Below are 14,356 nucleotides of genomic sequence, written 5' to 3' on the forward strand. Positions count from 1 at the left end.
CGGTTGTCTCAGCGGTGATGGATGAAATTAAATCCACCTTGGATGAAAAAATCAAAGAGGTTGAAAATCAGATTAAGTTCTGAAGATGGGGGCACTGCCTCCTTATTTTTTTGTCGTTTAATTTTCTTGTGATAAGGCCTTCCCATAGAGAACAAGACAAGTGTGTTGTTTTATGAGATTTAAACGAACGATTTGTTAACTTTACATAGTGCGTTTTATTCTTGGTCCAAATATAAGTCTGTCATGAGCAAAGCTGGAACATATTCAACCCAGGGTGATGATTATCAGCGAGCAGTCGCAATAAACTGGATAATTAAATTGATAACTGATGATACAATTAAATATATACAGGTTGAATCCAATGGGCTACTAGGTATAGATGAAAAAGTTACGGTAGACGATATTGTCGTTGTTTACAAAAATGGAGACAGAAGACATATTCAAGCTAAAAAGAATCAGACGCAGGAACGTTCTTGGTTAATAAGAGATTGGCGAAGCGAATTGCCAAAGATTCTCTTTCAATTAGAACAAGGTAAACATATCGAAGTTGAATTGTATTCCGCAACACCGTTAGGGGAGTTTACAACGCTTCCAAGAGAATGTCGTTCATTTCTCAACTTTAGCGATTTTAGGGAACAGTTAAGTCTTGCTAATGACAAAGCACTTTCATCATTAGTAAAGGAATGGAACCGTTCCGAGGAAGATGTTTTCAACTTACTAAAGAGAATCCGTACTGGGGTACATCATAATACAGAAGAATGGGGTAAAGTCAATAAGGACTCTTTGACTCGGATTGTTACGCACCCATCGTTAGCATTGGATACACTTGAGGCTTTTATAAATAAGCACCAATCAAAAGACTTAACTGATAAATTGGAAATTAGGTCAATAGACGTATGGGAAGAATTTGCAAGTAAAGGATTAACTAGGCTTCCAAATTTCAGTGAGAAAGAGATTATAGAGCAATTTAATAGAACATCCGCTATCGGTATAAGTGACTGGAAAAGAACGATTGTAGGGGAAAAGATCGTAAGAAAGGAACTTGGCGAGGTACTGGAATATATATGTGATAAAAAGAGAACCATATTAGTTCAAGATAGGCCAGGTAGTGGCAAAACATGTTTGCTATTGGATTTGGCGGATGAAGTTGAAAGTAATAGCAAGTCTCATTTGCTATTTATAAAAGGAGATCGTTTTGTAAATGTTGCTAATGATGATGGCTCGTTGCCAAAAGAAATTGTTGAAAGTTGTGGATTGCTAAGTTCAAGCAAACATGTCGTGGTGATAATTGATTCTTTGGATGTACTGTCTTGTCAGCGAGATCATGCTGCTTTAAACTATTTTTTAAAGCTAATTGATCAGCTGCAAATTATTCAAAATCTAACTATTGTTGCTGCTTGTCGGGAATTTGATTTGAAATATGATCCGAAACTTCGCGAACGAAAATGGGATGTGGCTGTAAAGCTTAAAGATTTCGACTTTCAAGAGACTGTTCTTCCAATCTTGAATAGGATGGATGTCAAGTCGGAGCAGTTAAATTCAGATTTGAAAGAGTTGCTGTGCCTTCCTCAAAATTTGAGTCTCTTTGAAAGAGTGGCAGACTATGCTGGCATATTCAATGTACGAACAACTTATGACTTATATAAAGCTTTCATTGATTTTACGTTAAGACAAGACCCTGATATTGAAGGAGGCTTTTTTGAAAAAATATTCGCCATTGCTGAGCAACTCCTAAGAGAAAGGGATCACAGTCTACCTAAAGTTGCAATAGGCATTGAAGAGCATCTCCTTCATAACCTCATAAGCAAAGGCGTTTTAAACGAGCAAGCTGATGGTAAGATTGGATTCAGTCATCAAACCTTGTTTGATAATTTCGTTGCAGGTAACGCATTGCAAAACAGAGTTACGCTTTCTGAATTAATATTACAACATCCTCCTTTACCTTTCTATCGTCCATCAGTCCGTAGTTATTTATTTTTTGTTCGAAGTCAATCGTTCAAAGCTTTTAGCCGGAATATTCGTGATACACTCGAGAATAAAGAAATAGCATATCATTTCAAAAGGTTAGTGGTAGAAACTTACGCGGAGATGATTCCTATAAACAATGATTGGAATCTACTAAGATGGATTTTCGTATCTCAAAATGACCTTTTTAAGCGATTTTTCTGGGTTTTAAATTCGAGTCATTGGTTTGAGTTAATAGCAAACAAATGGTATCCATCATTAGCTCATCGGTCAGACAGTTACGAATGGCATTCCGCGTTTATAAGGAAATTGGATGCCTGGATGAATGTTTACCCGAACGAAATTGTTGAGTTATGGAGTAATGCACTACAAGAGGATTGGGGGAAAGATAGTAGTTGGTTTATTTGTCGTAGTTTAGCGCGGTTCCAACATTATGGTGTTAATGGAGTAAAAAATCTTATCTCGAAACTTAATGAGGTAAGTAATAGGGACAATCATTTCATGGGAATTATTTTCTGTAATTACATTGAAGCAACAGGAGAGGGGTATAACGTTTTATGGGATTGGATGACTCGAGATATTTCTTTAAAGGAAGCGAACAGAAGAAGAAATGAGAATGAGTTGCATTGTGAAAATCATGATCTTAAGGATACAAACTTTCTTAAAAAACATCTTATAGATTCGGAAGAATTTCTCAATCTAGTATTAAAGACATTGCTTGAATGGGTAGATAGTTCTCACTATTGGAAAGAAAGTGGTTTGCAATGCAAATTACTGGAATATACCAGCATCTCTGAGGGTGTTTCTCATTTTAGCAGCATTTACATTGGGAATATATCAACGCTTGTACAGGCGGTAGAAGAGGCAATTGAAAACCATGCAAGAATTAAATCAAAATGGTGGAAGAGAGAGGAAGATAAATTTCAACAAAGTAATGAGCTCGCATTTAGATATATAGTTGTCAAAGCATATTTGGAAAATATTGAATCTAATTTGGATGGAATAACTACCCAATTGCTCGATAAAGAGCTTCTCGAATCAGCTAGATTGAATTTTGAGTTGGGGTTACTTATCAACCAATCCTTCCACTTGCTTTCGACGTCAATTCAGGATAAAATAATGACTGTAATAGAGAATTTGTTTTCAGAGCGCAAAGAATCAGAGGAACGGTATAGAAGCTGGCATGACCGTGTCCGGTTCGAATTGTTTATCCAAATTCCAGCTTGTTTCAGATCTGAATTAGTAAATAGTTTCATCGACAAGTTTATACCACAATTTGGTTACTACATGCCAGTTCGAGAAAAATATTCCAGAGGTGGAGTTGTATATTCCCCGATAAGAACTGATATTCTTGATAATTTAAGCATGGGCGGTTTGTACTCACTTTTTAGCTATTATAAAGACTACAACGGACATAGTTTTCACCCTGCTGATGGGAATAGTGGAGGAATAGGAGAGTTAAGTAGAGCAATTTGTGGTCTTGCCAAGAATAATCCTGATAAATATCTGAGAATAGTTAACGAGCCAAAATTGGCGCAATTCTCAGATTCAATTATAAAAGCGATATTAGAAGGAGTTGGATCTCATATCAGTTGCAGACAGGGGAAAGTAAATGACAGTAGCTATAATCCAATAACTCCCTTGCATGATATCAATGATATTGCTCGTCGTCTACTTGATGCGATAGAAACAAAATATTCTTCATTCGACCTTGATATTACCTATGCAAGAATGATAGAAGATTCTATTGATGGATTATCAAATGAGGAAGACCTGCAAAGAATTACCAGGTTACTTATTCCGCTGAGTAATCACCCAGATCCTGATGGTGAAAGGTTAAACGTACGCCGACTGAACGATGATAAAATTACCGCGGATGACATTGCCAACAATTCAATAAACTGCACAAGGGGAGTTGTTGCTAATGCAGCAGTCGAAGTATTAAATAAGTTATTAGAGATGGAAATAACTCCGTTTGATTCAATTATTAGTTTAGCAGTTCAATTGGCAAATGATAAAGCAGAGGAAGTCAGGGCCGCTCTATTATGGAGGTTAGCTTATACCGGCTATAAAAATAAAGAATTGGGTTGGCAGATTTTTAATATAATCTTTGAAAAGAAGCAGATACATTTGTGGAGTTTGGCAGAAAGATTCTTGTATAACCAATACTACCAAGATTTTGAAATGGTTAAACCTTGCTTGGATAAGATAAGGGATGATGCGATTTCGGAGGCAGGGGGAACATGGGCTAGGCTTTCTGCCCTTTGTATGCTACGTGGTCACTTTAGTAAAAATGATTTCTTTACCGACTTAAGGGAAATAGACAAACAAGATGTATGGGATGGTGCATTAAGTGTATTTATTGCTAACCTAGAAAAAAATCCTGATGGAAATAGTCAAGAGTGTTTCATCGAATTCATGACGGAGAAAAAAGTTTCTAAAGAATTTGGCTATAAAATAGATAGAGCTTTTGACTTAGGTGAAAAGGGTAAATTTATCAATGATAGAATAGGTAGGTTGTTTATAGATTCATTGACTTTAGATGAGGATAAAGCGCCCAAGATGCACTATTTTTTCGAATGGATTGAATATCAGGCAACAATTAACCCGATAAAAGCACTAGAGTTATGTGAATGCCTACTTGCGAAATTGCAGTCATTTGAATCTACTCCCAAACTGTGGCATCCCGAACCGTTGATATCGACTTTAACTGGAATTTTGAGAGAGGCAGATGAAATGGATGATTTTGAGCTTATCAATCGGGCTGTGAATCTACAAGATCAGTTCTTAATGATGGGGCTAGATGGAATGGATGAATATTTAGAGGAGGCTGCGATGTTATAATTCGAAAATCAACGAGATGAAAAAAGAATTGAAAATCGGGAAAAAACATAGTTAGATCTTATGAACCGAACGTTCTCAATTCAAAGGAATGTTTTAGAATATTTTCATATATTTGTAAAGTAATGTATTGATTATCAATCGAGACTATATCGAGACCTTTAGATTTAGGCGTTTGTGAAAATATTGATAATCAGCTGGAAATAGAGATAGGTTCAAATCCCAGCTGAGTCACCAAGTAAGACAAAAAAGCCTCGCAAGTAAATAACTTGTGAGGCTTTTGTTTTTTTTAGTGGTGTTTGGTGTTGTTGCAAAAAGAATCTGCACAAATAAGGAACCACCAAAGAGAGGTTGAGCTACTTAAAAAAAAAGGATTGTCTTTGTGTTGCCATGATGGGCGAAGTGGATGCAGGCTTACTCAAGTTTATTCTACCTCAGGAGTATTGCTTTTTCATCGCGACAGTTGCGAATAGGCAGGAGGTTTAAATAAGGATGTGATAAAGTGCAGGTGATCTTTCAGGGAAGGGAAACTGCATATCCAGAGGATAAAAATGCAGTGACAAATTCAGTGGACGGAAGAGGAAGGTATACCCCGCTTAGTCTGGCTGTAGGGCTGTATTATGTAAGCAGAATTTGCTGCCCTTAGAAGTTCGGGCAAGATTATATAATGTCAGATGCCAAGTGACTTGTCCTTTATAATCAGTAACGCTTATCTAGGACTAGTCATGAAGGGAACTGGTTCCCTATAATGCCCCAATTCTGGATTGGCATAGACCATTTTTTAGTTGCTACTCTCAGAGTGTTAACAACTGATTGTTGAATTTTGCCGGATTGTTTACGAAACCCCTTCTGAAAACTTTTATAATAAATGATCTTCATAATCCCATTTCTTTCTCAAAAGCAATTTGCTCTTTCGAATTCAGATAAACTTGGCCGTCTGGATCATTCTTAAAAAGATAAGTATACAGGTTTGCATCTTCCAGGTTTTCTGTCTTTTTCTAAAAGCCCTCTCTATCAGTGTTTTAATGCTTGTTCTCTTAGCGTTAGTAGCAATGGAGAGTATCCTGAAAGTGTGGGGGGGCAGATCTATTGTCTTTCTCTTTTTTGTTGCGTTCATCACGATATTTTTTGCAAATATACTTACATATATCGTATATTGCGATATATGTGCCAATGATGAGTTTTGAACAGTCTTTTTAGTCCTAATGAGCCTGATATTGCAGTAGTGATACCTTCTGTTGCTTAATCGGAAAGAACCTAGGATAAATCCTGGATTTATCCCCAGTTGAAAGATTGAAAAGACGAGAATAAAGCAATAGGTCTTATTATCACTTGTTAAAACTCTTCTTTTATCCTGTCGCACAAAATCTTTTCAGTGTTTTGGTGCTCCTAGGTTTTTGCACTGCAAAAACTATTGAAGATTAATCCAGGCAAGACCCTGCTTGTCTTCCATATTAATCAACCTCTGTTTTTAGTCTCTAGAAGATTTGATTAAACGAATCTTTCTTTGCATCACCATACAGTGGGGCCAGAAAAAAGCGAATGTTATAACTTATGTTGCATATACCTTATGCAAAGGGAGAATGTCTAAACTCTGAATGATAGTTCGTAAATTTACCTACATTAGGAGTCTCTATGAGAAACAAGTTTGATAAAGAATCTCGGGGACAGCAGTAGAACTGTCTAACGCGAGAGGAAATACAGGCAAGAATGCTGATGAACGCGGAATCGACTGAGCGAATGTTGTACTTAACAAAGTTCGAAAAATATGAAAGTAGTCAATTATTCAGAATTAGAACAAAATCTAAAATCTAACTTGGATGCTGTAACGGATGATCAGGAGATGTTGGTTGTACACAGGTCAAAGGGAAGAAGTGTTGTTATAATGCCATTGGAAGAGTTCAATGCCATTCAGGAAACCTTTCACCTGAACAGCAGCAAGGCCAACCGTGAAAGGCTTGACAGTGCCATTGAAGAGTTCAACTCAAAAACAAAGCTTCTCAAGAAATAAGTTTTCAGATGCTGCAGTACTTTGCTTCTTCCTGTTTGGAAGCCGATGTTTAAAATACTTTTGATAGCTAATAATTCATGCATAATTTGAGCAATCACCATTAACAAGAAAATCTATTTGCAGATTGATTTTAGCTGTTATTATTCTTCAGCATTTGGTGGGTGCTTTTAATCATCTTAATTTGCTCGGGTAATACTTGTGCTTCAGATGCAAACTTTTCCCAATTACTTACCGCTTCAACAACCTGTTCAATGATCTCTTTTCTTCTGCTTATATTGTTTTCCTCTCCGATTTTCAGAAGATCTTCCATTTGAAAGTTATCTCTTTTGCCATTAATTGAGAGCTGGTGTTTACCGGTCCAATCAGCATTCGGGGTGTAATTATATGACACATCATAGGCTGGCGATAAGGCCCAATTCCCGTTTTTATCCATCAAGAGGGATATGTTTTTGACATGATCATCCTGGTTTCTGGCGACAACATTAAACACCATTCGTCTAAACTGCTGCACTATATCAGCTTGTAAGAGATTCATTTTTCGTAAAACGGTAAAAACCTGTTCATAGGAATACATATATGACTTCCTGTAGTCAAATCCTGCTACTCCAGCCAAGGTTTGCATGTGCAGTTTTTCACCATTAAGCCGGTCAAATCGTTTAGTGATAAAATGAGCTCTTTTACCTTCGTAAATCAGGTTGCATTCGGACATATTGATTCCAGCATTAATCGCCATTTTAGAATAGGCATATTCTATTTTTCCAGATCCTTGTGGAACTCCCAGCACTTTATTAGTTGTTCCATCGAGTTTAACGAGCCAGTATGAATGGTTCGGGCCATGCAGAATATCTCCAGGTTTGTAGACTTGATTTTCTTCATCAAAAGCTAAAATAGCTTTTGCCCTTGCTCCCCCAGCTGGGGTTCCAGTCCTAAAAAGCTTGACTAGGGCCGATTCTTCCAGGTTCTTATAATTCTCATTGCCTTTGGTGTCAAAAATCTGATGTAGAATTTGTACTAGCTCAGGGAGATTAATGTTATTCACATTAACTTCCTTTCCATTAAGCACGGGTTCAAATTCCAAAGCACCCATTCCTTTTGTTCCAACATATCCCAGGCGCTCCAAAGGGGTCAGGCTTTCAATGCTATTTCCTTGCCTGGCAAGCCATGCCTTCATAATGCAATCTCCAAAGGCATCAGGCAGCGAGTCGGCCAGCATTGGCGGGAGTCCTTTAAATGTTGCAAGGTCAAGAGTTGGGAACTCATAGGGTTCCTCGCGAAGAGGCATTAAAATGGGTGCGATCTCCAGTCCCTTATTGATAAATTTTGGGCTGTACTGAAAGACAGCAACATTTTTGTTTTGATCCCATGACAAAGCACCGACAAAGTTATCCCAAATTGAAACGTCAATAATCATGTCATTTATTTGATGTTTTTGATGCTCGTTTACGCTTTTGCAGCTCCAGTTCTCTTAGCTTTAGTGGGCTGATTTTAGGAGGTTCCAGAATCTTATCCACGTATTCCAGTTTGTTTAAAGCCCTGAGCACTCTTAGAAATGTAGTCATTGTAACGGGCTTTCCGCTTTCGATTTTAGAAATTTCATCAGGTCCTTTCCCAATCATTTCTCCGAGTCGTTTTTGGGTAATATTCTGGTGTAGTCTGAATTCTTTAAGCCGTTTACCGATTTCCTTAATAATTTGCCGTTCGGTAAGCTCATACCATGGATGAAAATTGATAGCCATAGTCTTCTGATTTAGATTGTGTTTTTAATCAATTTAATAACTAAATATAGCTTTAATTTGATTAAATATACAACTTTTAATGGAAATTGACTGTTTCTAAAAGAGCAATCTGTTTGTAATATTTGCTGCCTTTTGCGAGAACTAGTTTAATGTCAATCTTCTATAATCCAAATAGGCTGCATTTGAAGATGATCCAGATAATAATTCATTAATTTATACAGCAAAATTGTAATTGTATATGAGTCCCAATTTTGTTTTTGGAGATAAAGGAGAAGACCACTGGCAGACTCGGGAGATGTCGGATGGAATGAAGAACGAACATTACCCATATTGCGACTTTAATCGAAAAAAGATTAAAAGAGTAGCCTCAGGTAGCTGACAAAAATGTCGTTGTAAGATTATCTGGGATGATGTGGATTGTATGGTGCCTCAGATTTTGTTTAAGAACATTAAATACTCTAGCTATAGAGATCGAGTTGTGGAATATAATGGATGGGACTAGTTAAAATTGGAGATATCTAAGGCTGGAACTTAAGTAATTTTAATAAATACGGTAGGAGTGTAAAAAAAAAGAGCTACGATATTTTATCGTAACTCTCTTACTTTGAATCTGTCGGGATGACAAGATTTGAACTTGCGACCCCTCGCCCCCCAGACGAGTACGCTACCAGACTGCGCCACATCCCGATTCTTTGCTTTTGCTGAAATACTACCGTGGTAGAATCATTTCGCTGAAGCGTCTGCAAAAGTAAATAAAGAAGCTAATTCTGCAAAATTAATTTTAACTATTGTGAAAATAATTTTGATAGCCTGGCTCTATTGAGGCTTCATTATTATCGATGAGACAAATGTTGCAAATATCTCGATGTTGTGTAATTTTGTCGTGTTATTTAATGAAAAAAAAAGCTAAAAAATAAAAGTCATGTTTAAATCATTGAATCTGAAAGAAAACGAAAAGCCAAATACAGATCCGGTAGGCGATACAGAGCGTGTCAAGTGTTTAATTATTGGTTCGGGCCCAGCAGGATATACAGCTGCCATTTATGCCGCACGCGCTAACTTAAATCCAGTTATGTATGAAGGACTTCAGCCAGGAGGACAGTTGACAACAACGACCGAAGTTGAAAACTACCCTGGCTACCCGGAAGGAGTTACCGGACCGGTGATGATGGAGGATTTCAAAAAGCAAGCGGAACGTTTCGGAACAGATGTTCGTTTTGGTTATGCTACAAAAGTGGATTTCTCAGGAGAAATTCACAAGGTGTGGATTGATGACAAGAAAGTGATTGAGGCGGAAGCAGTTATTTTGGCAACTGGAGCTACTGCGAAGTACCTGGGATTGGAAGATGAGCAAAAATATGCTGGTGGTGGTGTTTCTGCCTGTGCTACTTGCGATGGCTTTTTCTACCGTGGAAAAGATGTTGCAGTTGTTGGTGGGGGAGACACTGCAGCTGAGGAAGCCTTGTACCTTGCTGGGCTGGCCAACAAAGTGTATTTAATTGTGCGTCGGGATGTCTTGCGTGCTTCACGTGTGATGGCTGACCGGGTTAAAAAGACACCTAATATTGAAATTCTGTGGAAACACCAAACCAAAGGCTTATTTGGTGATGGAGTTGTGGAAGGAGCAACTCTTGTGAAAAACAAAGGGGAAGCTAACGAAGAAGAAGTTAAGATAAAAATTGATGGTTTCTTTTTGGCAATTGGTCACAAACCAAATTCGGATTTTGTGAAGGATTACCTCGAAACGGATGAGGTTGGCTATGTGAAGACGATTCCTGGTACTTCAAAAACAAATGTTCCCGGCGTGTTTGCTTGTGGTGATTTGATGGATTCCATCTATCGTCAAGCGATTACTGCTGCCGGCTCGGGCTGTAAAGCAGCTATGGATGTTGAGCGCTATTTATCAGAGAAGAATGCATAATTACTGAAAACAGAGATAAAAAAACAGCCGTGTGGATTTCCCGCACGGCTGTTTTTTTTTATTGTCTATGACCTTAGGCCATATCCGGAACTTCAGCGTCTTTGTAGACTCCTGATTCCAGTTTATCTCTAACCTCTTTGAATGCTTCGATAGTGATTTTAACATCTTCCAGGTTGTGCATTGCGGTAGGGATTAAGCGAAGGATAATTTCCCCCTTCGGAATAACCGGGTAAACCACAACAGAGCAGAAGATACCATAGTTTTCGCGTAGGTCCATAACCACGTTGGTTGCTTCGCCAACGCCACCTTTCATGTAAACCGGAGTAACAGGAGAGTTGGTACGTCCTAAGTCGAAACCAGCTTCTTTCAAGCCTGATTGCAAGCTGTTAACAACAGTCCACAGTTGTTCGCGCAGTTCCGGGCTGTTTTTCAAAAGCTCCAGACGTTTCATAGCACCAACGACCATAGGCATTGGCAATGATTTGGCGAATGTTTGTGAGCGCATGTTGTAGCGCAAATAGTTGCAAATATCCGTGTCGCAGGCAATGAATGCTCCGATTCCGGCCATCGCCTTGGCGAAAGTACAGAAGTGAAGGTCCACCTGATCCTGAACGCCAAAGTGCTCTGGTGCTCCGGCTCCGGTTGGTCCCATTACTCCAAATCCATGGGCATCGTCAACCAATAGTCTGAAATTGAATTCTTTTTTCAAGGCAACAATTTCATCCAATTTTCCAAGGTCGCCTGACATTCCGAAGACCCCTTCAGTAATTACCAAAATGCCACCGCCTTGTTTTTCGGCTAACTTGGTTGCACGGGTAAGTTGAATTTTTAGATTTTCAATATTGTTGTGTGGATATACATAGCGTTTGCCCATGTGCAGACGAACACCATCCAAAATACATGCGTGAGATTCACTGTCGTAAACAATCACATCATTACGGCCACAAACCGCATCAATGATTGAAACCATTCCCTGGTAGCCAAAGTTCAATAGGAACGAATCCGGTTTGCCAACGTAGGCAGCCAGTTGTTTTTCCAGTTCTTCGTGTTGGTTGGTTTGCCCCGACATCATGCGGGCTCCCATCGGATAAGCCAGTCCCCATTCTTTAGTGGCATCAGCATCCACTTGACGAACTTCCGGGTGATTGGCCAGGCCAATGTAGTTGTTCAAACTCCAGGTTAGCACTTCTTTGCCCCTGAACTTCATGCGGGCACTGATTTCGCCTTCCAGCTTAGGGAATGCAAAATAGCCATGGGCTCTCTCCATGTGCTTACCAATGTCGCCTCTATTTGATCGAAATTTTTCAAAAATATCCACTTCAAAAAGCTTTAAAAATTAACAATGCAAAAGTAATTTTTTTTAAGAAGTCTACAAATTTGTTAATTTATATTAAACCAGTGAGTATATAAACAATATCTTGCGTATTTTGCCGCTGGAATTTTAATAAAAATGTATCTTTGCGCCATGCTTATAAAAATGAAGAATTTTATCCTTTTTGCACTCTTGCTAATAATGGTTGGAACATCGTGTAGCGATTACAACAAGATTGTGAAAAGTACAGACTACGAGTTTAAGTATAAAAAAGCACTGGAATATTATGAAGACGAGGATTTTGTGCGTTCTTCCCAGTTGCTGAGTGAGCTTGTTAACATTTATCGGGGAACCAGTCGGGCCGACGAAGTGTATTACTATTACGCTAAGAGTCATTTTGGAATGAATGACTACCTGATGGCAGGACATTGGTTTAGGACATTGGTTAAAGATTTTCCGAAAAGTAAATACGCCGAAGAATCACAATATATGATTGGCTATTGCTTTTACCTGGATTCACCCAAGCCTCGTTTAGATCAGCAAGTTTCACAAAAGGCCATTGATGCATTTCAATTGTATATGAACCTTTATCCGGGAAGTGACCGGATAGAAGAAGCCAATCGCCTGATTATTGAACTGCGCGATAAATTGGTATTCAAATCGTTTTTGAGTGCCAAGCTCTATTACGACCTGGAAGATTACAAAGCAGCGGTGATTGCTTTGAATAATGCTTTGAAGGATTTTCCCGACACCAAGTATCGTGAAGAGCTCATGTTTATGCATTTACGGGCCAAATATCTTTTGGCTATCAGAAGTATAGAGGAAAAAAAAGAGCAACGTTTGACCGATGCTTTGGATGAATATTTTACCTTTGTCGATGAATTCCCGGAAAGTGAATACCGGAAAGATGCGGATAAGTTTTATCAGCAGACGGCAAAATTGTTAAATTACAACGAAGAGGCTAATTTATAAATAGATATGGATTATAAGAAAATTAAAGCTGAGAGCTCGACAGTCCCAAGAGACTTGACCGACTTGGAAGACCAAACAGGAAATGTTTACGAAACAGTCATGATTCTGGCAAAACGTTCCAACCAAATTGCTTCTGAAATGAAAGAAGAATTGAACCAGAAATTGCAGGAATTTGCTTCGTATTCAGACAACCTGGAAGAAGTATTTGAAAACCGCGAACAAATCGAAATTTCAAAATATTACGAGCGTTTGCCAAAACCAACTTTGATTGCTTTTGAAGAACTGAAGCAAGAACAAATTTATCACCGTAACCCCGCGAAAGAAAACCGCAAGGGACTTTAAATGGAGGCCTTCATGAGGCTAAAGGGAAAACATATTATATTAGGATTAACCGGAAGTATAGCTGCCTACAAGGCGGCTTATCTTTTAAGAGGGCTAGTGAAAGAGGGAGCTGAGGTACAAGTGGTGATGACTCCTGCCGCTAAGGAGTTTATTACCCCTGTAACCATGTCGGCCTTATCCGGACGACCGGTGGCTTCTGAATTCTTTGCGGCCAACGATGGTACCTGGCATTCGCATGTTGATATGGGACAATGGGCTGACTTAATGCTTATTGCTCCGGTAACAGCTGCTACGCTGGGGAAAATGGCGCATGGTATAGCAGATAACCTACTGGTAACAACTTACATGTCGGCTAAATGCCCGGTGTATTTAGCACCTGCCATGGATTTGGACATGTTTAAGCACCCTTCAACACTTCAGAATCTCGAGATATTGCGTTCGTTTGGCAATGTTATTCTGGAGCCCGGCGAAGGTGAACTGGCCAGTGGCTTGCATGGCAAGGGACGCATGCAGGAGCCTGAACAGCTGGTTGAAGAAGTCGTAACCTTTTTCAACTCAAAAAAAAAACTTCTGAATAAAAAGGTGCTGGTAACTGCCGGCCCTACCTTTGAAAAAATTGACCCGGTACGTTTTATAGGTAATTATTCTTCAGGAAAAATGGGTTTTGCTCTGGCTGAAGAACTGGCTGAAGCAGGCGCTTCGGTGACCTTGGTGACCGGACCGGTTAGTTTAGCAACTACTCATCCCAGCATTCAACGGATTGATGTTGAGTCTGCGGCAGAAATGCACCAGGCTTGTTTGGATCTCTTTTCCGGAGTTGATGCCGCAATTATGTGTGCAGCAGTGGCCGATTACAGACCCAAGCATGCGGCAGACCAGAAAATTAAGCGTACTGCTGCTGATATGCAGATTGATCTTGAAGCAACAGCCGACATTGCTGCATCGCTTGGACAATTGAAAACCGATAAGCAATTGCTAGTTGGTTTTGCTTTGGAAACCAATGATGAAAAGCAAAATGCGCTGGGTAAAATGCAAAAAAAGAACCTCGATTTTATTGTGCTCAATTCGTTGCAGGATGCAGGGGCCGGATTTGGAGGAAATACCAATAAGATTACAATTCTGTCGAAAGACAATAATGCCCAGGAATTTGAGTTAAAGCACAAGAGGGAAGTTGCTGCCGATATTGTGGGAAAACTCATTCAGGAATTGGCAAAGTTGTAAGACTTCAGTAGAATTTTTTTATTTTTACTCTACAG

Annotated in this window: 9 protein-coding genes and 1 tRNA gene; 6 read left to right on the plus strand and 4 right to left on the minus strand. The window is 39.0% G+C overall.

Going from position 1 to position 14,356, the window contains the following annotated elements:
* The first annotated feature begins 243 nt into the window (after positions 1-243).
* Both ACRD6K_RS07230 and ACRD6K_RS07235 read left to right on the plus strand, forming a co-directional pair.
* Complete coding sequence (locus tag ACRD6K_RS07230) at positions 244-4,809, plus strand: AAA family ATPase (protein ID WP_430972717.1); 4,566 nt, start codon at positions 244-246, stop codon at positions 4,807-4,809.
* A 1,765-nt stretch (positions 4,810-6,574) separates the two neighbouring features.
* Positions 6,575-6,817 carry a type II toxin-antitoxin system Phd/YefM family antitoxin gene (locus tag ACRD6K_RS07235; RefSeq protein WP_430972718.1) on the plus strand — a complete coding sequence of 81 codons (243 nt, stop codon included), beginning with the start codon at positions 6,575-6,577 and terminating at the stop codon, positions 6,815-6,817.
* Positions 6,818-6,947: 130 nt separating this feature from the next.
* Here the strand turns inward: ACRD6K_RS07235 and ACRD6K_RS07240 are convergent, their stop codons facing one another.
* The 3 genes from ACRD6K_RS07240 to ACRD6K_RS07250 form a co-directional block, all read right to left on the minus strand.
* Positions 6,948-8,228, minus strand: a complete 1,281-nt coding sequence (locus ACRD6K_RS07240) for a type II toxin-antitoxin system HipA family toxin (RefSeq protein ID WP_430972719.1) — start codon at positions 8,226-8,228, stop codon at positions 6,948-6,950.
* 1 nt (position 8,229) lies between these two features.
* Positions 8,230-8,553 (minus strand): helix-turn-helix domain-containing protein, encoded by a 324-nt coding sequence (locus ACRD6K_RS07245; protein WP_430972720.1) that lies wholly within the window; start codon positions 8,551-8,553, stop codon positions 8,230-8,232.
* Positions 8,554-9,166: 613 nt separating this feature from the next.
* Positions 9,167-9,240, minus strand: a tRNA-Pro gene (locus ACRD6K_RS07250).
* A 235-nt stretch (positions 9,241-9,475) separates the two neighbouring features.
* Between ACRD6K_RS07250 and trxB the strand changes: the two genes are divergently transcribed.
* Complete coding sequence (trxB, locus tag ACRD6K_RS07255; protein WP_430972721.1) at positions 9,476-10,474, plus strand: thioredoxin-disulfide reductase; 999 nt, start codon at positions 9,476-9,478, stop codon at positions 10,472-10,474.
* Positions 10,475-10,547: 73 nt separating this feature from the next.
* Here the strand turns inward: trxB and ACRD6K_RS07260 are convergent, their stop codons facing one another.
* Complete coding sequence (locus ACRD6K_RS07260; protein ID WP_299576469.1) at positions 10,548-11,792, minus strand: aminotransferase class I/II-fold pyridoxal phosphate-dependent enzyme; 1,245 nt, start codon at positions 11,790-11,792, stop codon at positions 10,548-10,550.
* A 159-nt stretch (positions 11,793-11,951) separates the two neighbouring features.
* Between ACRD6K_RS07260 and ACRD6K_RS07265 the strand changes: the two genes are divergently transcribed.
* Genes ACRD6K_RS07265 through coaBC form a run of 3 tightly spaced genes read left to right on the plus strand, consistent with a single transcriptional unit; the run spans position 11,952 to position 14,321 of the window.
* On the plus strand, positions 11,952-12,758 hold the full coding sequence (locus tag ACRD6K_RS07265; protein ID WP_430972722.1) for an outer membrane protein assembly factor BamD: 807 nt from the start codon (positions 11,952-11,954) through the stop codon (positions 12,756-12,758).
* A gap of 6 nt (positions 12,759-12,764) precedes the next feature.
* Positions 12,765-13,100, plus strand: a complete 336-nt coding sequence (locus ACRD6K_RS07270) for a DNA-directed RNA polymerase subunit omega (RefSeq protein ID WP_299576473.1) — start codon at positions 12,765-12,767, stop codon at positions 13,098-13,100.
* Between the two features lie 12 nt (positions 13,101-13,112).
* Positions 13,113-14,321 carry a bifunctional phosphopantothenoylcysteine decarboxylase/phosphopantothenate--cysteine ligase CoaBC gene (coaBC, locus tag ACRD6K_RS07275; protein WP_430972723.1) on the plus strand — a complete coding sequence of 403 codons (1,209 nt, stop codon included), beginning with the start codon at positions 13,113-13,115 and terminating at the stop codon, positions 14,319-14,321.
* Positions 14,322-14,356: the final 35 nt, after the last annotated feature.

This window comes from Sunxiuqinia rutila (assembly GCF_050589705.1).
GTDB lineage: Bacteria > Bacteroidota > Bacteroidia > Bacteroidales > Prolixibacteraceae > Sunxiuqinia > Sunxiuqinia rutila.